Source organism: Imhoffiella purpurea (assembly GCF_000585215.1).
GTDB classification, from domain to species: domain Bacteria; phylum Pseudomonadota; class Gammaproteobacteria; order Chromatiales; family Chromatiaceae; genus Imhoffiella; species Imhoffiella purpurea.
In genome coordinates, this window is sequence record NZ_AONC01000009.1 from 126,858 (window position 1) to 145,405 (window position 18,548).

Genomic DNA, 18,548 nt, shown 5'->3' on the forward strand with positions numbered 1-18,548 from the left:
GCGGAGGATTCAATCATGAAAGATCAATCGGCCGTACTGGATTCGAATCTTGCGCCCAGGGATGGCAAAGGTTCAGAACTCATGAAGCGCATGCAAAAAGGTCTCGTTCGTTTGTTCAATGGTCACAAGACCTTCGATCACGGCATCTATCCGATCGAGCACAAGGAGTTGACGGCGCACAAGCCGATCCGGCGCATGCCCTTCGCCGACGAACTCGTCATTCCGCTGCAGCAGCATAAGGGCCGTCCGGCCATTCCGCTGGTCAAGGTGGGACAGGAGGTGGTACGGGGCGAGCCGATCGCGGTCGCCGACCATTTCGTCTCCGTACCCATGCACGCGCCCGCCACCGGCGTGATCCGCGCGATCGGTCTGGCACCGACCGCCGAGGGTCCCAAGACCCAGGCCATCTATCTCAAGGTCTATCATGCCGCGAGTCAGGAGGTGCTCTACGACCTGGAGCGCGATCCCGAGCGGATGACCGGACAGGAGATCATCGAGGCGGTGCAGGACGCGGGGCTCGTGGGGCTGGGGGGCGGCGCCTTCCCCAGCCATGTCAAGATGAAACCGGCCGCGGGTCACGTCATCGAGACGGTTCTGGTCAACGGCTGCGAGTGCGAGCCCTATCTGACCTGCGACCATCGCATCATGCTCGAACAGACGGATGCACTGGTGCGGGGCATCATGATGGCGATCAAGGCGACCCGTGCCGAGCGTGCCATCATCGGTGTCGAGGACAACAAGTTGGACGCGGTCGCCCATCTGCGCGCCCGTCTGCCCAAGGATCTGCCCATCAGCGTCGAGGCGGTGCAGAGCAAGTATCCGCAGGGCGCCGAGAAGATGCTCATCAAGGCGCTGCTCGGCCGCGAGGTGCCGGTCGGTGGATTGCCCGCCGATGTGGGCGTGGCCGTGTTCAACGTCGGGACCCTGGCCCAGATGGGCGATCTGCTGCCCAAGACCCGAGGTCTCATCGAGCGCGTGGTCACGGTCAGCGGACCGGCGGTGAAGAATCCGGGCAACTTCCTGGTGCCGATCGGAACGCCGGTGCGCTTCCTGCTGGAGCAGGTCGGTCTCAAGGGGCCGGTGGGCGAGGTGATCCTCGGCGGGCCCATGATGGGCATGGCCGTCTCCTCGCTGGACGTTCCGGTTACCAAGCCGGTCTCGGGTGTCGTGGCGCTGGAGCCCGAGCACCCGGATCTGGGACAGCGTCAGGTCTATCCCTGCATCAAATGCGGCGAGTGCCTCAACGCCTGTCCCATCTCGCTCAACCCCTCCATGCTGGGCGAATTGGCGGTGGCCCGCGAGTACGAGTCGATGGCGGGCGAATACAATCTGGATCAGTGCTTCGAGTGCGGCTGCTGCGCCTATGTCTGTCCCTCGAACATCCCGCTGACCCAATATTTCCGCATCGCCAAATCGATCAACCGCGACGCGGCGGCCCGTCATTACGACGCGCGCCATCCGGACCCGCATCCGCATCACTACGACAGGCACAAGGACAACAAGACCCATCATTAGCCGTCAGTCACCGAACCGCTCGTTTCCGGCTCCCAGGCCTCGGCGTGGGAGCCGCCGCGCGGTTCGTTCCTCACCGCGTCCTGCGGGTACATTGTTATCCGCACATCGCCTCACCACTGACGAATAACCACTGACCACTCTCCAAATGGCTAAAGGCATCGAAATCAGGACCTCTCCCCACCTCAAGCGGGTGATGTCCGTCGACAAGATCATGCGCACCGTGGTGCTGGCGCTGCTGCCCATCTGCGCCTTCTCGGTCTACCAGTTCGGCCTCAGCGCGCTGCTGCTGCTGACCACGACCACGGCCGTTGCCGTCCTCACCGAGTGGTTCTTCGCCCGTGCGAGCGGCAAGGGCAACACGGTGTCCGACTGGTCGGTGGTCATCACGGGCCTGCTGCTGGGTCTGACCCTGCCGCCCGGCTTTCCGCTGTGGATGGCCGCGGTTGCCGCCTTCGTCGGCGTGGCGCTCGGCAAGGCGCTGTTCGGCGGGCTCGGCTACAACGTCATGAACCCGGCCCTGGTCGGCCGCGCCTTCGTGCAGGCCGCCTTTCCGGTCGCCATCACCACCTGGACGCCGGCCTTTGCGCCCGGTCGCTTCGCCGAGCTGATCCCGTCCACCCTGACGCTCCCCTTCATGCAGCCGATCCCGGTCGCCGACTGGGTTGCCGGGCTGCAGATGGACGGCTGGACCGGCGCCACGCCGCTGGCGATCCAGAAATTCCAGCACATCGAGCTGCCGGCCTCGGACGTCTTCACCGGCATGATCGCCGGATCGGCCGGCGAGACCTCGGCGCTGCTCATCCTCATCTGCGGTCTCTGGCTGGCCTGGCAGCGCATGCTCGACATCCGCATTCCGCTCAGCGTCCTGGCCGGGGCCGCGCTCATGGCCCTGCCGTTCTGGCTGCTGGACCCCGGCCACTATCCCAGTCCCTGGTTCGTGCTCAGTTCGGGCGGTCTCATGCTGGCGGCCTGGTTCATGGCCAGCGACATGGTCGCCTCCCCGGTGACGGCGCGCGGCGCCATCATCTACGGACTCTTCATCGGCATGCTGACGGTCGTCATCCGTCTGTTCGGCGGTCTGGTGGAGGGCGTCATGTACGCCATCCTGATCGGCAACGCGGTCGGCCCGCTGATCTCGAGCTGGACCCAGCCGCGCGTTTATGGCGCGACCAAGAAAGCGAAGGAGTCGGAGTGACATCATGACGGCCGATACCCAACAACAGACGCCGACCGAGACGCGCGTTCCGAGCACGCCCGCCTGGGCCATGCTGCGTACCCTGGGCGGCATCGCCCTGATCTCCGGTCTCCTGGTCGCGCTGGTCTATCAGTTCACCCTGCCGATCATCGCCGAGAACCAGCGCGTCCTGACCGAGAAGGCGGTCTTCCACGTCCTGCCGGAGGCCAGCGTCAAGCATGACTTCGTCATCACCGACAAGGGTGGGCTGGCCCCCGTCGGCTCGGGTGCCGAGGGCGAGGTCGTGTATGGTGGATACGATGCCCAGGGTCATCTGGTCGGTCTGGCGATCACCGGCGTCGCCGTGGGTTACGCGGGACCGATCCGGGTTCTGTTCGCCTACGACCCGGACTGCCGCTGTCTCACCGGCAGCAAGGTGCTGAGCTCGAACGAGACGCCCGGATTCGGCGACAAGCTGGACTTCGATCCCGTCTTTCTGAAGAACTTCGAGGAACTGGATGCCCGGCTCGACGCCGAGGGCAAGGCGCTGGCCAATCCCATCGTCACCGTCAAGCACGGCACCAAGAGCCGGCCCTGGGAGATCGACGGCATCTCGGGCGCGACCATCTCATCCAAGGCCATGGGCCGCGCCGCCAACGCGGCCGCCCAGCATGCCGTGCCGGCCATCGAGCGCGACCTGGCCTGGCTGAAGCAACAACACTGAGGCGAGACCAATGGCTGAATTGCCCGATACACGAGAGAAGCTGACCCCGGATACCTTCCTGCGCGGTCTTTGGGAAGAGAACCCGGTCTTCGTCATGCTGCTCGGCATGTGCCCGGTGCTGGCGGTGACCAGCACGACCATGAACGCGCTCGCCATGGGTCTGGCGACCACCTTCGTGCTGGTGTGCTCCAGCATGCTGGTCTCGCTGCTGCGCAACTGGATCCCGAAGCAGGTGCGCATTGCCAGCTACATCGTGATCATCGCCACCTTCGTGACCATCGTCGACTACGGCATCCAGGCCATCAGTCTGGAGCTCTATGCCGCGCTCGGCGCCTTCATCCAGCTGATCGTCGCCAACTGCGTCATCCTGGGCCGGGCCGAGGCCTATGCCTCCAAGCAGCGGCTCACGACGACCTTCGTCAACAGTCTCGGCATGGGCGCCGGCTTCACCCTGGCGCTGCTGGCCCTGGGTACGGTGCGCGAGATCCTGGGCAACGGGACCATCCTGGGGATCTCGCTGTTCCCGGCGGATTTCCAGCCCTGGATCGTCATGATCCTGCCTCCGGGCGGTTTCTTCGTCCTGGGCGCCTGGCTTCTGCTGTTCAACTGGCTGCGTCTGCGCAAGGAGCGCAAACAGACGGAGCAGATCGGAGTGACCGCCCATGCACGCTGAGCCCCTGTCGCTGATCTTCCTCAACGCGGCCATCGTCAACAACTTCGTCCTGGCGCTCTTTCTGGGGATCTGTCCCTTCCTCGGCGTCTCCGGGAAGAAGGAGACGGCCTGGAACATGGGGCTGGCGACCATGTTCGTCATGCTGGTCAGCTCGGCCGCGGCCTATGGCATCAACGAGCTGCTGACCGAGCTGGATCTGCTGTTCCTGCGCCTGATCTGCTACATCGCCGTCATCGCCTCGGCGGTGCAGCTGGTGGAGATGTTCGTCAAGCGCTTCAGCCCGGCGCTGTTCCGCTCGCTCGGCATCTTCCTGCCGCTGATCACGACCAACTGCGCCATCCTGGGTCTGGCCCTGTTCCAGACCGCCAAGGAATACGACTTCCTGCAAAGCCTGGTCTACGCACTGGGCGCCGGTGCCGGCTTCACCCTGGCGCTGATGCTGATGGCTGGGTTGCGCGAGAAGCTGGCCCTGGCCAAGGTGCCCGACGTCAGCCAGGGCGCGGCCATGAGCCTCATGCTCGCCGGGCTGCTGTCGCTCGCCTTCATGGGCTTCGCCGGATTGGGCGGCTCGCATGGCTAAGCTGCTGCTGGCCCCGCTGGTCGTCTTCGTCATGCTGGCCGGCTGGGTCCTGGTTCAGCGGCTCTATTCGGGCTTCGCCGCGCGACATCCCGATCTGGGGCCCTTCAGGCCCGAGGGCGGCGGCTGCTCCTGCGGCAGCGGACATTGCGAGCAGCCCCTCCCGGTTGCGCCGCCCAAGCTGCCATCGGCATACAAACATCCCACTTGACCAACGCATGCTCTTGCGCACATTCAACGCAAGATCGAGGAGTTATCGGATGAGTCAGTTCCCATCGGAGATCGGCCCGACGACCGAGGCCGTCATCAAGGCGTCGCAGCGGGTCACTCCCGAAGAGACCGACGAGGTGCGTCACATCACCTTCGAGGTACTGGATCCCGCCTTCCAGTTCGTCGAGGGTCAGAGCATCGGTGTCGTGGTTCCAGGCCCGCACGATTTCGGCAACGCCTATCACGTGCGCCGCTATTCGATCGCCAACGCCCGCGAGATCCCACTGGGCACGGGCGTGCATCTGGACGTCCTGGTGCGCCGCTGCTTCTATCTCGACGAGGTGAGCGGCGAGCGCTACGCGGGCGTCGCCTCCAACTATCTCTGCGATGCCAAGGTGGGAGACAAGATCACCATCAACGGCCCGCATCTCAGCCCCTTCAAGATGCCGCTGGACAATCGCGCCAACCTGCTCATGATCGGCACCGGCACAGGCATCGCCCCCTTCCGCGCCTTCGCCCAGCTCATCTACGAGCGTCGCGGCGACTGGAAGGGTCAGGTGCGTCTCTATTACGGCGGTCACAGCGGTCTCGACCTCATGTACGCCAACGACGAGTCCACCGACCTGGCCGACTACTACGACGACAAGACCTTCAATGCCTTCCGCGCCCTTGGTTCGCGTCCCCTGGAGACCTCGTCTCAGGCATTGGAGCAGGGGCTCGCCGATAACGTGGCCGATGCCTGGCGTCTGATCCAGGAGCCCAACACCCACGTCTTCCTGTCCGGACTGGGCAAGGTCGCCAAGGTCTTCGACAAGGTGATGACCGAGAAGGCCGGTTCCGAGGACGCGTGGAAGGGAATCAAGCAGAAGATGATCGAGGACGGCCGCTGGTCCGAGCTGATCTACGATTGATCTTCGATCCTTCGGGCGGCGGGGCGGTGTTGGACCGGCCCTGCTGTCCGGTGTATTTCGGCCCCTAATCCCTGCGTTGGCTGATCATCGCCCAGCAAGAGATGCATAGTCGGTAGGTGCGGCTTCAGCCGCATTGGCGGCATCGGCCTTCAATTCGTCGAATTCAGAAAATCCCTCGCGGTCGCCGCGTCCCGCTGGATCTGCTCCTTGAGCGCCGCGAAGGATTCGAAGCGCTTCTCGTCCCTGAGTTTGAGTTTGAACTCGACCGACAGATGCTGTCCGTAGATCTGGCGATCGAAGTCGAATAGATGCACCTCCAGTCGGTCGCCGCGGCCGTCGACGGTCGGCCGGCTGCCGATGTTGGCGACACCCGGCCAGGGTGAGCCCTCGATACCTTCCACCGTCACCGCGAACACGCCGCTCACCGGGCTCACGCGCCGGTGCAGGTCGATGTTGGCGGTCGGAAACCCGATCGAGCGTCCACGTTTGTCGCCGTGCGCGACCCGACCGCGGATGCGGTAGGGGCGTCCCAACAGATGCTGGGCCTGCATCAGATCGCCTCGGGCCAGGGCGTCGCGCACCCGGGTGCTGCTGATACGCTCCTCGCCGTGAACGATGGTATGCAGGTTGGCGACCTCGAAGCCTTGCCCATTGTCCTGTGCCTGCTCGCCCATCTCACGTAGCAGTTCGTAGTCGCCGGCACGACCGTGCCCGAAGCGGAAGTCGTCGCCCACCAGCAGGAACTCGACCCCCAGTCCGTCGAGGAGGAGACGCTGCACGAAATCGCGCGCATCCATGGTCGCCAGCCTGGGGCCGAACTCGAGCAGCATGACGCGCTCGATGCCGTCGTCCCGGATCGCCGCCAGCTTTTCGCGCAGGCGGGTGAGCCGCGCCGGCGCGGCGGCGGGCGCGAAGAACTCCATCGGCTGGGGCTCGAAGATGATGACGGTCGCCGGCAGACCCATCTCCCGCCCCCGGGCCAGCAGACGCCTGAAAACGGCACGATGGCCGAGATGGACGCCGTCGAAGTTGCCGATGGTGGCGACACAGCCCCTGTCGGCGGGACGCAGGTTGTGCAAGCCTCGGATAAGCCTCATGGATCAGCAGTGATTCGCGCAAAGGGCGGGATTATACGTGACCCAGGTTGGTGTGGTCAGATTCCTGACTTGGGATCGACCGGTCGTCATCGCATCTTCATCCAACCTTCACGTTCCCCTGATCCGGGGTCCAAGGTTTTTCCTTAATCTCGGCACTCCTCCGTCGACGTCCGCTATGACGCCTCCGGGGCGTTCGGCACCACTATAGATTTTGGAGCCCGACTCATGATGCATGCCCTCAGTAAAGCCGCGTGCGGCCTGCCGGTGCTGATGCTGTCGCTCGGTTGCAGCCAATCGAACTCGGCCGATTTCGGGACGCTCGAATTCTCCGAGCTCTCGGTTCCCACCACGCAGGAGGAGAAGCGCGCCATCCGTGCCTCGGACAGCGTGACGATCGACGGAGTCGCCTACGCGATCGGCTATCGGGATCTGGTACGTACCAACGAAACACTGGCCGAGCTCGGCGGCCGCGGCAACGATACCCAGGTTTTTGGTCTGCTCAAGGACAAGAACGGCGACGCACTGCTCCAGGAGGATGGCAGTCCCTGGGTCTGCACCAACGGTTCCGGACCCGACCATACCTCCCTTCTGCGCTATGGGACCGATCTGTTCGCCGTGACCCAGCTCGAATGCAGTCTCGGCGGGGCCTATATCACCAAGCTGGAGCAGGACGGACTGGGTGCCCTCAAGGCGCTCTCCACCACCTCGGTGGATTTCTCCGACGTCTACGGGACCTACGTCAACTGTGCCGGCATGACCACGCCCTGGAACAGCCATCTGGGTTCCGAGGAATACGAGCCGCCGATGGCCATCTTCGATGCCGATGCCGAGAACCAGGCCTGGTTCGACGACCCCACCTGGCACGACGCCCACATGCAGGCCATCGCCGACTACAACAAGATCGAGAACACCGCCGAGAACGCCGCCTATTTCGGCTACATGTTCGGCTGGATTCCCGAGATCAAGATCATCTCCGCCAACGGGCGGCACCGCGTCATGAAGCATTTCGCCATGGGCCGCTTCGCCCATGAGCTGGCCTACGTGATGCCGGACGAGCGCACCGTCTATCTCTCGGACGACGGCACCAACGTGGGGCTCTTCCTCTTCGTCGCCGACCGCGCCAGGGTGCTGAGCTCCGGAACCCTCTATGCCGCCCATTGGGTTCAGACCTCGGCCGATGGCTCCGGTCGCGCCGATATCGAATGGATCAACCTGGGTCACGCCACCAACGACGAGGTCCGTGCCGCCATCGAGGCCAAGACCACCTTTGCCGACATGTTCGACCGGGTCGAGCCGCTCGACGCGGAGGCCGGTACCTGTCCCGACGGCTACACCAGCACCAACACCTACGACGAGGGGCTGCTCTGCACCCGTCTCAAGTCCGGCATGGACAAGATCGCCTCGCGTCTCGAGACCCGTCTCTATGCCGCCCACAAGGGCGCGACGACCGAGTTCCGCAAGGAAGAGGGCCTGACCTACAACCCGGACGACAAGGTGCTCTACGTCGCCATGAGCGAGGTCGCCAAGGGTATGGAGGATGGCGCCTCTCAGGACGTGGGCGGTCCCAACCACATCCGTCTGCCCAAGAACAAGTGCGGCGCGGTCTACGGCATGAACCTCGCGGGCGGGGTCTCGGACACCGAGGGTCATGCGATCGACAGCCAGTATGTCGCCCGCAACATGTGGGGCATGGTCGCCGGCCAGTCGAAGGACTACAGCGGGACCGAGCTGTCCGAGAACAGCTGCGACGTCGATGGCATCGCCTCGCCCGACAACCTGACCTATTTGCCCAAGTACCGCACCCTGGTGATCGGCGAGGACACCAGCGCCCATCAGAACGACTATGTCTGGAGCTACAACGTCGACTCCAGGCGTCTGACCCGGATCGCCACCACGCCCTACGGCGCCGAGACGACCTCGCCCTTCTGGCATGCCGACATCAATGGCCACGGCTATCTGACCCTGGTCACCCAGCATCCCTACGGCGAGTCCGACGCGGATCAGGCCCAGAGCGCGGACGACAAGGAGTCGCACGTGGGCTATATCGGTCCATTCCCGCCCCTGGACTGATCGACGTCCAGGATCCCCAGAGTGGCGCGCACCCTGTCGGGGTGCGCGCCCATGCGTTGGAATGGAGGTCAAGGCGATGACACATCTTGGCGACCGGATCGGTCTTGTGGGGCTTGCCGGGGTTTTCGTGCTCGCGGGCGCGCTGGCATGGATCGGCGGCGATTCCAGAGCGGACGAGTCCGTCGTGGATCTGAGCGATCCGCGGATCGGCAATCTCACGGCCTATATCAGCGCCCAGTGCTACACTCGAACCGAGGACGACTCGGGTCGGGTCTCCAACCCCTGTTTCACCTGCCATACGCGCGGACGCATCCCCACCTATCTCGACGATCACGACCTGCAGCTCTCCTACAGTCTGCCGGGCGATGCCTTGGCGAATCCCTGGACCAACCTGCAGGTCGACCGCAGCGCCCGGGTGGCCGCGATCGGCGATGCGGCGATCCTCGACTATGTTCGCACCGACAACTATCGCGATGCGCAGGGCCGCCCCATCCTGGCCGAGACCCTGACCCGGGACTTGCCCGACACCTGGGATCTCGATGGCAACGGGCAGTGGGACGGCTACGTCCCGGATGCCTATTTCGATTTCGACGAGGCGGGCTTCGACCGCACCCCGGACGGGGGCTACAGCGGCTGGCGCGCCTTCGGCTATCACCCCTTTCCTGGTACCTTCTGGCCGACCAACGGCTCGACCGACGATGTCCTCATCCGGCTGCCGGCCGTCTTCCAGCGCAACGCCGACGGACGATTCGATCTGAGCATCTACCGGGTCAATCTGGCGATCGTCGAGTCGCTGGTGCGGCGCCGTGACGTCCGGTTGGATCCGGTCGACGAGATCGCCGTGGGGCTGGACCTGGACGATGACGGCATCCTGGGCGAGGCGACGCGCCTGGTCTTCGACTGGGCGCCGCTCGAAGGGCGATCCATGAGCTACGCCGGGCAGGCCGGCGCGCTGCAATCCAAGGGCGAGCTGCACCTGGCCGCCGGTCTCTTCCCCGAGGGCACCGAGTTCCTGCACAGCGTGCGCTACATCGACCTGGACGAGGCGGGTGCCGTGCGTCTGGCGGCGCGGATGAAGGAGCTGAGATACGCGCGCAAGAACGCCTGGTACAGCTATGCCGAGCTCAAGGGCATCAACGACCGCGAGGGCGCCGAGCGCGCATTGGATCCGGACATCCTCAAGTCCGTGCCGGGCGACTTCGAGCGCGGCATGTTCACCCAGGGCTGGGTCTATCAGGGGTTCATCGAGGACGGGCAGGGGAGCCTGCGTCCCCAATCCCAGGAGGAGACGCTCTTCTGCATGGGCTGTCACGGCGGGATCGGTGCCACCACGGACACCATCTTCTCATTCCCGCGCCGTTTGGGTTACGAGACCTATCGGCACGGCTGGTTCCACTGGAGCCAGCACGGACTGGCCGGGATCCCCGAGCCGCGTCTGGAGGACGGCAGCTACGAGTACAGCCGCTATCTGGAGATCAACGGGGCGGGGGACGAGTTCCGCGCCAATACGGAGGTGATGGAACGCTTCTTCGATGCCGACGGCAACCTGCTTCCCGAGCGCATCCAGGCGCTGCACGAGGACATGGGCACGCTGCTCCTGCCGTCCGCCGAGCGTGCGTTGACGCTCGACAAGGCCTATCGGGTCATCGTCGAAGAGCAGTCCTTCATCCGTGGGCGCGATGCGACGGTGGAGCCGCCACTGAACGTACATGAGTCCCTGATCCAGAATCAGGCGACCGGGGTCGAAGAGCCGTCGTTTTGAAGACGCCAGCGGTTTTCAGGTGCGAACGCCAGGCATCGCCCGTGGCAGCTGCCGGCTGACTCATGGCTTGTCGGATGGCGGATCGAACAGATCCGCCAGGCCCTCCAGCTCTTCCCGGGCCCGGGCATCCTCCAAATCCTCCTCGGTTGGTGGAGTCTCTTCGGTTTGATTCTTCTGCTTCGGCTGTTCGGGCTGGTCCGGGGAATCCGGCATTTCGAACAGGTCTTCTTCGAGGTTGCCCGGCTCGATATCTTCGGCGGTCTCTGGCTCAGGGATGGCTGGGGTGGGCTCCGGGTCGATACCCAATGCGCTCAGCGAGACGTCGTCGAGGTCTTCCGGCTCTTCCAGCGGGTCGATCTGTTCCCTTTCCTTTTGCTGTTCTTGACGTGCGGTGGATTCATCCGATGGCGTGGACGCAGGAGGTTCGTCGATGCCCAGTTCGGCCGCGACGTCCATTTCTTCTTCTGGTGGAACCTCTTTCGGTGTCTCCGCGCCCGGTGCGTCGAATTCGATGCCGGCCGTCGGATCCGTCTCATCTTCCAGCGGCATCTCTTCCTCGGGGGAGGCGGCGGCCGGTTCGTCGAAGGTGATCTCGGCCGCTTCCTCGGGTTCCGGCTCCGGCATCTCTTCCTGGGCCAGCTCCTCCTGCAGCTGGTCCTCTTCGACCGGTAATTGCGCGGCCTCTTGATTCTTGTCGAAGGCGGCCATGTATTCTTCCATGAGGTCCTCGAGCGTCTGCTTCGTCGATTGCAGCTCCGAGGCCAGTGCGGCCTTTTCCTCTTCCAGGCTTCCGATCTCGCTGGCATGCACCATGCCGCTCGGGGTCATATGCGCCCAGGGGGCGAGCACCTTGGTGAGCTCGACCGGCATCTCCTTCAATTTCTCGCCGTCGCGTTCGAGATAGAGGCTCAGCATGGCGTTGTAGAACGCCTTCTCCCGATCGATGTATTCGTCCACCTTGGCCGAGAGTTCGTCTCCTTCGAGCCGGTAGGTCTCTGCGAACAGCGTCTGCAGGGCGTCTCGGCGGTCCACCTCAGCCTGTTCCAGTTCCTCCATGACGGCGCCGGCATGGTGGTGGTCCGCATGTCTGAGATCGCGATGCTGTCTCAGCAGGTAGAAGAGGATGCCCCAAGCGACCAAGCCGAATTCACCGGCGAGAACGAGGCTACCGATCTCGATGGCCGTCATTTGGCTTTCCTCTTCTTGGTCTTGCCCGCCTTTCCGGCGGCGCCCTTCGCCTGATTCTTGCCTGTCTTGCTGGGACCCTTCAGATACAAGATGGTCGGCCCGATCAGGAGTGCCAGGGCGATGTTGCCTCCGGCCAGCACCAGCGTCAGGTCGAGCCAGGAGAAGTCCGCATCGGCGTCGGACTCATCTTCGTCCTGGAGTGCCTGGGGGGGCTCGAACTCGAAATTGAAATGGCCAGGATCGGGGGCGAAGGTGATGGGATTGCCCTTCAGGGTCTGGGCGAACACCTTGGCTGACAGCTCGTATTCGCCGGGTTGGAGCACCGGAAAGCGGATGCCCGTCGGTAGCTGTTTCGGCGGCGAGAGCTCGAGCGCCGTTTCCTTGTCCTTGGGGGCCTTCAGAAGCAGATAACCGGCCAGGCTTCCTGGATCGATCAGTTCGGGCTCGGCGTCGATGATGACGTCGATGGCGTGGGTCGGGAGTTGTTCCGAGGGAGAGCGCTGCTCGAATTTCACCGAGATAGGTGGCCCGCTGACCTTGAAATGACGGACCAGCTGGCGCTCGAAGGTGCCTCCGTCGATCACGAACTGAAGCTGGTAGGTGCCGGGCTCGAGCGAGCTGGTGTTCAGGGTGGCCTGAAAACGGCTGCTTTCGGCATCCAGCGTCATGTCGATTGCGTTCGATTGGGCTTGCGCCGGTTCCGTGTCCGGCCCGGGTTCCATGCCTTCCTCGGCGGGGGGGGCTTGCGCGATGGCCGGGGCCTCCTGGGCGGGCGGGCTCTGGACCTCTGTCGAGGTCCGGACCACGCTGGCCGAGAGCAGTTTGAGGAGGTCGGGGCGGGTGACGGGCTGGCGATGATCGGTCAGCCAGGTCTCGATCCGGAGCGCCTCGCCGGCGAGGATGCGGCTGGGCAATTCACCGACCTCGATCCCCAGGTCGGTGATGACCACGACCCGGTTGTCCGGATCGGAGACGCCCTGGAGCCGCCATTCGCCTGGCTTGGGATTGCTGATTGTGATGAGATCGTATCCGAGTTCGGCCCTCCAGATGACGCCGGGCGGCGGCCGGGCGCTCGAGAGCGTCTCGCCGTCCGGCGTGGTCAGCTCGGTCTTGTTGTCACCCTCGCGGAAGGCGAGCAGGGTGAATTCGGAGACCTGGCCGTCGATCTCGAACGCATTGCCCTTCAGCGGGACGGTGGTGGGCGCGGCGCTCTGCTCCAGCATATGGAGGAAGACCCGCTGCAGTGCGTCGGCGTCCTTGGCCGTTTCGAACCAGCCGCCGGTCTCGTCCGAGAGCAGATGCAGCAGATCCGTATCCACCGCGTTCGAGAGTGCGATGGTGTGGACCTTGACGCCCTCTTCCTTCAGCCGCTCGAGCTGGGTCGAGACGATGCGCTCACGCGATGCCGCGCTCTCGCCTTCCACCTTGGAGACGTCGACGATCCCGTCGGTCAGCAGGACCAGGTGACGCTCGTATTCCTCATCCGGCCGATCCCAGCCGACGGTCGCGGTCGCGATCGCCTGCTCGATGTCGGTGAAGAGGCCGCGCGAGTGGATGCGCTTGAGTTGGGATCGGGTCTTGCCCTTCCAGCGGTCGTCGACCGTTTCCGGAGGCGAGAGCTCCTCGGTCTTCTCGGCGAACAGCCAGACGCCCGATCTGGCGCCGGCCGGCAGCAGCTCGTTGACCAGCTGGAGCGCCGGAACCCGCAGGTTTCCAGGGTCGGTCTGGCGCATGCTGCCGGAAACGTCGATCAGGATGCGGACATCGGGCGTCTTGGCGGTGGCGGTCGCGAGCCACAGCGAAGATAGCAATAGTGTCAGGAGAATCGGAAGGCGTTTGGCACCTTGCCGAAGGCTGAGGATTTGGATGAGCTGCATGCTGAGTGTCTCGGCCGCCTGGGCGGTTTCTTGAACCCCATCCGGTCGTGATCCATGGGTCATGGACCGCTCGAACGATCTTGTCCGCGATCAGGGCAGCCAGAGCTCGAAGCAGCCACCGGGCAGCCGATGCGCGTTCTTGAGCTGGATGCGACCCTGGCGGTCCCGTGTCTCGTGCAGGGCCGCGATCTGGGCCGCGAAATAGTGGCCGAGCTGGGTTCTGGCCGGGTTGTCCGGATCGATGGGGGGCTGCATGATCGATTGGCTCTCGCCGATGAGACGCGCCGGGAAGCCCGCGCCGTCGTCCTCGACGCGTATGACCAGACAGTCGTCCTCGCGGTCGGCGCTGAGCAGGATGCGGCTTTTCGCATAGCGGCGCGCATTGCCGATCGCGTTGTCGAGCACGCTGCGGATCAGCTCCGAATCGAAATATCCGCTCAGATCCGGGCCGCAGTTGTGTGTGAGCTCAAGGCCGAGGGCCTGACAGACCGCCTGATTGGCGGCGATGACCTCGTCGAGGAAATCCTCGAGATTGTACTCGGAGATGCGGACCACCAGCTGGGCATTGCCGAGCTTGTAGAGGGTCAGGAGCTGAATCAGGTTGCTGTTGGCGCGTTGCGCCTCGTGCTGAAGCAGACGGGCCTGACGCGGATCCCTGATGCGATTCTTCGGATCGCCGATCAGTTCGTCGAGATTGTTCAGGATGAGGCTCAGCGAATTCTTGATGTCGTGGATCGAGGAGGCGAGGATGTCGGAAAAATCCATCGTGTTGGGTTCCTAGTTCCTGGATGCGGCGAGCTGCCCGAGACGTATCATGATATCCGCCAAACGCCAGTCGTCCGGCGCGAGCGCCTGCACTCGGTCGATGTAATGCCTGACCGCGAGGATGTCTTCGGTGGTGGCACCCGTCTTCTCCATCTTCATGATGATTGCCTTGGCCGTGTTGAGGTTGATGGTCTTGTTGGCTGGCATCTCTTCGGTTGCCTCGCGCAGCAGCTTGATGGCCGCGTCGAATTCGCCCTGCCTGATGAGGCGAACGCCGTTGTTGTTGGTCTTGATGACGTCCTGCTGGATCTCGCGGATGGCCTTCTGGGCATCGTAGTCCAGGTCGGCAGCGCGGCAGACCTGGACGATCTCGGTCAGGAATTCGTCTTCGTCGTGATTGTTGGCGATGGCCTGATGCAGAAGGGCCGCGGCCTTCTCCTTCTCGCCGAGTCCAGCGTAGGTCTTGGCCATCTCGAGCGCGAGTTTCGGGTTCTGGCGCTGGTCGCCGAGATTCCTCATGGCCTGTTCGGCGGCCTGCATCGCCTGTTTGGCGCCCTCGGTGTCGCCCTGGTTGCCCTTGACGACCGCCGTGGCGGTGGAGGCGTAGAAATGTGCCTGGTCCGAGTCCGCGAAGGTCTTGCCGATCTCGCCGATGACCTTGAGCGCCTCGGCATGTTTGTTGTTGGACGACTTCGACTTGGCCAGTCCGGCGAACAGCGCAGGGTGGTTGAGGACCGAGTGCTTGGCCAGTGACACGGCGCGCTGATAGGCCGTCTCGGCCTCCCCGGTGTTGCCATTGCTCAAGGCTAGGTCGCCGAGCAGCTGCTGGCGGTGGAGTCCTCGCGGCGAGAGTTTGGCCGCGTTCTGGAGGGTCTGCTCGGCCTCGGCGAATTCGTGCAGGGCGGTCTGCGTTTTGGCCAGCCAGTCGTAGGCCAGAATGAGATTGTGGTCCTGCTCGATCAGTTGGGTGAAGGTCTCCTTGGCCTGCGCATAGTCCTTCTTGTGGAATTGGACCTTGCCGACCCCGATCCTGGCCCAGGCGATTTCGCGCGTCCCCAGAACCTCTTCGTAGATGGCCAGGGCCTCGTCGTGGCGATTCGCCGCCATGCAGGCATCCGCCTTGAGCTTCAGCAGCTCGGCGAGGTTCTTCGGCTTGGTGGCGAGCAGCCTGTCGAGCTCGGCGATGGCTCCCCGGTAGTCCTTCGCCATCAGCGCCTTGTTGACCTTCTTGAGGTCGCCCTTGCGCTCGAAGACCTTGGTCAGACGGGTCTGCAGCAGCTCCTTGGTGAAGGGTTTCGCCAGATAGCTGTCCGGGGCGAACTCCACCGCCCCCATCACCATGTCCCGGGTGTTCTCGGCGGTGATCATGACGAAGATGGTGTCGACACCGATCAACTGGCGATAACGGGCCTCTTCGAGCACCTGCTGGCCGTTCTTGCCGACGCCCAGGTTGTAGTCGCAGAGGACGACATCGTAACGTTTCTGCTGCATATGATCGATGGCGTCCTTGCCATCGCGCGCCTGATCGACCTGAGTGACGCCGAGCGAACGCAGAATGCTTCTGACCACCGCCCGCATATCGGAAAAATCGTCGACGACCAGATAGGTCTTGCTCAAAAAGTCAGCTGACATGAGGGTGCGCTCCACGCTCTGGTGGGACAGTTGAACGGGACGATCCTATTCTGGTGTCCCGCCATCTCGTGGCCAATCCTAAAGTTGTACTACCTCTGCCGTTTCACTGCTGCTCGATGGAGCCGATGGGCGAGTCACTCTTCTCGCTCGATCGCCCGATGACCGATGTCCCGCCGACAGAAACAACCATCCCAGTGAATTCGATCGATCGCCTGATAGGCTAGCTTATGTGCCGCGGACACCTTGTGTCCAAGAGCTGTAACACAGAGTACGCGACCGCCGCTGGTCACCACATCCTCTTCCTCGATCCTGGTTCCGGCGTGGAAGACCTTGGCTTCGTCGGCCGGCACCGCGTCGAGTCCCGAGATGCGGTCGCCGGTCGCATAGTCGTCGGGGTAGCCGCCGGCCGCCATCACGACGCCCAGCGCGGCGCGTGGGTCCCAATCGGCCGTCGCCGTGTTCAGTCGACCCTCGACGGCGGCGAGACAGAGCTCGACCAGGTCGGATTCGAGGCGCATCAGCAGCGGCTGGGTCTCGGGGTCGCCCATGCGGCAGTTGAATTCCAGAACCTTGGGCGTGCCGTCCTTGCCGATCATGAGGCCCGCGTAGAGGAATCCCAGATAGCGGATGCCTTCGCTGGCGAGTCCGGCGATGGTCGGCTCCATGACCTCGCGCATGATGCGGTCGTGGATTTCGGGGGTGACGATGGGGGCGGGGGAGTAGGCGCCCATGCCGCCGGTGTTGGGGCCGCGGTCGCCCTCGTCGCGGGCCTTGTGATCCTGCGAGGAGGCCAGGGGCAGGATATGGCTGCCGTCGACCATGGCGATGAAGCTCGCCTCCTCGCCGGTGAGGAATTCCTCGATCACGACCCGCGCGCCGGCGGCGCCGAAGCGTCCGGCGTCCAGCATGTCGCGCACCGCCGTTTTGGCCGTTTCCAGGTCGTCGGCCAGGATGACGCCCTTGCCGGCGGCCAGTCCGTCGGCCTTGACCACCACGGGGGCTCCGACCTGTTCGAGGTAGTCGAGCGCTGGCGCGATCTCGGTGAAGACGCCGTAGGCGGCGGTCGGAATCTGGTGACGGCTGAGAAAATCCTTGGTGAATGCCTTGGATCCCTCGAGCTGGGCCGCGTCCTGGGTGGGGCCGAAGCAGGGCAGTCCGGCGGCCTCGAAGGCGTCGACCAGGCCGGCGACCAGAGGGGCCTCAGGGCCCACGATGGTCAGTCCGATGGATTCCTTGGCCGCGAAATCGACCAGAGACTGGATGTCGGTCGCCGTGATTGGCAGATTCCGGACGCCGGGCTCGCGTGCCGTGCCGCCGTTTCCGGGGGCGACGAAGACCTGTTCCGCCAGGGGGGATTGAGCGGCCTTCCAGGCAAGTGCGTGCTCGCGCCCACCGCTGCCAATGATCAAAATCTTCATCGAAACGTCTCCGGGTCGTATCGGACCCACTCAGTGAATTGGATGCTTGTTGGCCGATGACTCATGGCGTCGTCTCACCGAAGGAGATGATCCCGCGTCGGCTCGACCGGATGAAGCGGAGGATATGGTCGGTCTCCGGCCCTGGATACTCCTGCTCGGCGCGGGTCAGTGCCGTCGGGAGCTTCAGGCCGGAGCGCAGCACCAGCCGGTAGACCTCCTTGATGCGGGTGCGCTGCTCCTGGTTGAAGCCGTTGCGCTTCAGGCCGACCAGGTTCAGTCCCACCATGCGGGCGCGATGTCCGTCGGCCAGGGCATAGGGCGGTACGTCCTGCGGGACCCCGGAGACCCCGGCCACCATGGCGTATGAGCCGATGCGGCAGAACTGGTGCACGGCGACCTGGCCCGAGATGAAGGTGCGGTCCTCGACCTCGACGTGTCCCGCCAGCGTTGCCGAGTTGGCGAAGATGTTGTGGTCGCCGACGATGCAGTCGTGACCGGCGTGCGAGAAGGCCATCCAGTAGTTGTCGCTGCCGATGCGGGTTCCGTCCTCCGACTTGAGGCCGCAGCTGATGTTCACCCCTTCCTTGAAGTGATTGCGGTCGCCGATGGTCAGCGGGCGCGCCTTCTCCGGCGTGAAGCTCAGATCCTGGGGCTCGGAGCCGAGCGTGACGCCGTGGCAGACCCGGTTGTCGCGGCCCATGCGGGTGTTGGCGAAGATGCGCACGCAACTCTCGATGCGGCAGCCCGGGCCGATCACGGCGCCGGACTCGACGATGGAGTAGGGGCCGATGGCGACGCTGGGGTCGACCTCGGCCCCGTCCTCGACGATGGCGGTGGGATGGATGGACATGGGTATAGCCTCCAGCGTTCAGCCTCCAGCTTCCAGCGGTGGCTGTCTGGAACCTCGTCACTCTAATGGCTCGACAGCTGGAGGCTGGTGGCTGGAAGCTGGCCG

16 protein-coding genes are annotated in these 18,548 nt (G+C 64.3%); 9 read left to right on the plus strand and 7 right to left on the minus strand.

What is annotated here, in order from left to right; all coding sequences use genetic code 11:
• Window positions 1-90: 90 nt before the first annotated feature.
• The 7 genes from rsxC to D779_RS03440 all read left to right on the plus strand — a co-directional run bounded on the left by rsxC (window position 91) and on the right by D779_RS03440 (window position 5,784).
• Window positions 91-1,515 (plus strand): electron transport complex subunit RsxC, encoded by a 1,425-nt coding sequence (gene rsxC, locus D779_RS03410; RefSeq protein WP_408605993.1) that lies wholly within the window; start codon window positions 91-93, stop codon window positions 1,513-1,515.
• Between the two features lie 145 nt (window positions 1,516-1,660).
• Window positions 1,661-2,710: an RnfABCDGE type electron transport complex subunit D gene (locus D779_RS03415; protein ID WP_043749400.1), complete on the plus strand. Its 1,050-nt coding sequence runs from the start codon at window positions 1,661-1,663 to the stop codon at window positions 2,708-2,710.
• A gap of 4 nt (window positions 2,711-2,714) precedes the next feature.
• The gene (locus tag D779_RS03420) at window positions 2,715-3,413 is read left to right on the plus strand and encodes an FMN-binding protein (RefSeq protein ID WP_043749403.1); all 699 of its coding nucleotides are present in this window, start codon (window positions 2,715-2,717) and stop codon (window positions 3,411-3,413) included.
• Between the two features lie 10 nt (window positions 3,414-3,423).
• Window positions 3,424-4,086: an electron transport complex subunit RsxE gene (gene rsxE / locus D779_RS03425; protein WP_043749404.1), complete on the plus strand. Its 663-nt coding sequence runs from the start codon at window positions 3,424-3,426 to the stop codon at window positions 4,084-4,086.
• On the plus strand, window positions 4,076-4,666 hold the full coding sequence (locus D779_RS03430; RefSeq protein ID WP_043749407.1) for an electron transport complex protein RnfA: 591 nt from the start codon (window positions 4,076-4,078) through the stop codon (window positions 4,664-4,666). Before rsxE ends, D779_RS03430 begins: the two co-directional genes overlap by 11 nt.
• On the plus strand, window positions 4,659-4,874 hold the full coding sequence (locus D779_RS03435) for a hypothetical protein (RefSeq protein ID WP_043749410.1): 216 nt from the start codon (window positions 4,659-4,661) through the stop codon (window positions 4,872-4,874). Before D779_RS03430 ends, D779_RS03435 begins: the two co-directional genes overlap by 8 nt.
• A 49-nt stretch (window positions 4,875-4,923) precedes the next feature.
• Window positions 4,924-5,784, plus strand: a complete 861-nt coding sequence (locus tag D779_RS03440; RefSeq protein WP_043749413.1) for a ferredoxin reductase domain-containing protein — start codon at window positions 4,924-4,926, stop codon at window positions 5,782-5,784.
• Window positions 5,785-5,933: 149 nt separating this feature from the next.
• Here D779_RS03440 and ribF read toward each other — a convergent pair whose 3' ends face one another.
• Entirely contained in the window at window positions 5,934-6,881 is a 948-nt protein-coding gene (gene ribF / locus D779_RS03445; RefSeq protein WP_043749415.1) for a bifunctional riboflavin kinase/FAD synthetase, read from the minus strand.
• 225 nt (window positions 6,882-7,106) lie between these two features.
• On the opposite strand from ribF, the gene D779_RS03450 reads away from it, so the two are divergent.
• Together D779_RS03450 and D779_RS03455 are read left to right on the plus strand one after the other, a co-directional pair.
• Complete coding sequence (locus D779_RS03450) at window positions 7,107-8,951, plus strand: PhoX family protein (RefSeq protein WP_043749416.1); 1,845 nt, start codon at window positions 7,107-7,109, stop codon at window positions 8,949-8,951.
• A gap of 76 nt (window positions 8,952-9,027) precedes the next feature.
• Window positions 9,028-10,713, plus strand: a complete 1,686-nt coding sequence (locus D779_RS03455; protein ID WP_052347772.1) for a hypothetical protein — start codon at window positions 9,028-9,030, stop codon at window positions 10,711-10,713.
• Between the two features lie 60 nt (window positions 10,714-10,773).
• Here D779_RS03455 and D779_RS03460 read toward each other — a convergent pair whose 3' ends face one another.
• The 6 genes from D779_RS03460 to lpxA all read right to left on the minus strand — a co-directional run bounded on the left by D779_RS03460 (window position 10,774) and on the right by lpxA (window position 18,443).
• Complete coding sequence (locus tag D779_RS03460) at window positions 10,774-11,670, minus strand: hypothetical protein (RefSeq protein WP_157726306.1); 897 nt, start codon at window positions 11,668-11,670, stop codon at window positions 10,774-10,776.
• Window positions 11,671-11,897: 227 nt separating this feature from the next.
• Window positions 11,898-13,778, minus strand: a complete 1,881-nt coding sequence (locus D779_RS03465) for a VWA domain-containing protein (protein ID WP_052347774.1) — start codon at window positions 13,776-13,778, stop codon at window positions 11,898-11,900.
• A 90-nt stretch (window positions 13,779-13,868) separates the two neighbouring features.
• Window positions 13,869-14,543, minus strand: coding sequence for a sensor histidine kinase (locus tag D779_RS03470; protein WP_043749422.1), 675 nt, complete (start codon window positions 14,541-14,543; stop codon window positions 13,869-13,871).
• A 12-nt stretch (window positions 14,544-14,555) separates the two neighbouring features.
• Window positions 14,556-16,175 carry a tetratricopeptide repeat-containing response regulator gene (locus tag D779_RS03475; RefSeq protein WP_043749510.1) on the minus strand — a complete coding sequence of 540 codons (1,620 nt, stop codon included), beginning with the start codon at window positions 16,173-16,175 and terminating at the stop codon, window positions 14,556-14,558.
• Window positions 16,176-16,309: 134 nt separating this feature from the next.
• Window positions 16,310-17,593, minus strand: coding sequence for a phosphoribosylamine--glycine ligase (gene purD / locus D779_RS03480; protein WP_043749425.1), 1,284 nt, complete (start codon window positions 17,591-17,593; stop codon window positions 16,310-16,312).
• A 61-nt stretch (window positions 17,594-17,654) separates the two neighbouring features.
• Window positions 17,655-18,443, minus strand: a complete 789-nt coding sequence (gene lpxA, locus D779_RS03485; protein WP_043749428.1) for an acyl-ACP--UDP-N-acetylglucosamine O-acyltransferase — start codon at window positions 18,441-18,443, stop codon at window positions 17,655-17,657.
• Window positions 18,444-18,548: the final 105 nt, after the last annotated feature.

Excerpts from the sequence above, each read along its gene's own strand:
- rsxC (WP_408605993.1), top strand. The coding sequence starts at position 91 with ATGCAAAAAGGTCTCGTTCGTTTGTTCAATGGTCACAAGACCTTCGAT.
- D779_RS03415 (WP_043749400.1), top strand. The coding sequence starts at position 1,661 with ATGGCTAAAGGCATCGAAATCAGGACCTCTCCCCACCTCAAGCGGGTG.
- D779_RS03420 (WP_043749403.1), top strand. The coding sequence starts at position 2,715 with ATGACGGCCGATACCCAACAACAGACGCCGACCGAGACGCGCGTTCCG.
- rsxE (WP_043749404.1), top strand. The coding sequence starts at position 3,424 with ATGGCTGAATTGCCCGATACACGAGAGAAGCTGACCCCGGATACCTTC.
- D779_RS03430 (WP_043749407.1), top strand. The coding sequence starts at position 4,076 with ATGCACGCTGAGCCCCTGTCGCTGATCTTCCTCAACGCGGCCATCGTC.
- D779_RS03435 (WP_043749410.1), top strand. The coding sequence starts at position 4,659 with ATGGCTAAGCTGCTGCTGGCCCCGCTGGTCGTCTTCGTCATGCTGGCC.
- D779_RS03440 (WP_043749413.1), top strand. The coding sequence starts at position 4,924 with ATGAGTCAGTTCCCATCGGAGATCGGCCCGACGACCGAGGCCGTCATC.
- ribF (WP_043749415.1), bottom strand. The coding sequence starts at position 6,881 with ATGAGGCTTATCCGAGGCTTGCACAACCTGCGTCCCGCCGACAGGGGC.
- D779_RS03450 (WP_043749416.1), top strand. The coding sequence starts at position 7,107 with ATGATGCATGCCCTCAGTAAAGCCGCGTGCGGCCTGCCGGTGCTGATG.
- D779_RS03455 (WP_052347772.1), top strand. The coding sequence starts at position 9,028 with ATGACACATCTTGGCGACCGGATCGGTCTTGTGGGGCTTGCCGGGGTT.
- D779_RS03465 (WP_052347774.1), bottom strand. The coding sequence starts at position 13,778 with ATGCAGCTCATCCAAATCCTCAGCCTTCGGCAAGGTGCCAAACGCCTT.
- D779_RS03470 (WP_043749422.1), bottom strand. The coding sequence starts at position 14,543 with ATGGATTTTTCCGACATCCTCGCCTCCTCGATCCACGACATCAAGAAT.
- D779_RS03475 (WP_043749510.1), bottom strand. The coding sequence starts at position 16,175 with ATGTCAGCTGACTTTTTGAGCAAGACCTATCTGGTCGTCGACGATTTT.
- purD (WP_043749425.1), bottom strand. The coding sequence starts at position 17,593 with ATGAAGATTTTGATCATTGGCAGCGGTGGGCGCGAGCACGCACTTGCC.
- lpxA (WP_043749428.1), bottom strand. The coding sequence starts at position 18,443 with ATGTCCATCCATCCCACCGCCATCGTCGAGGACGGGGCCGAGGTCGAC.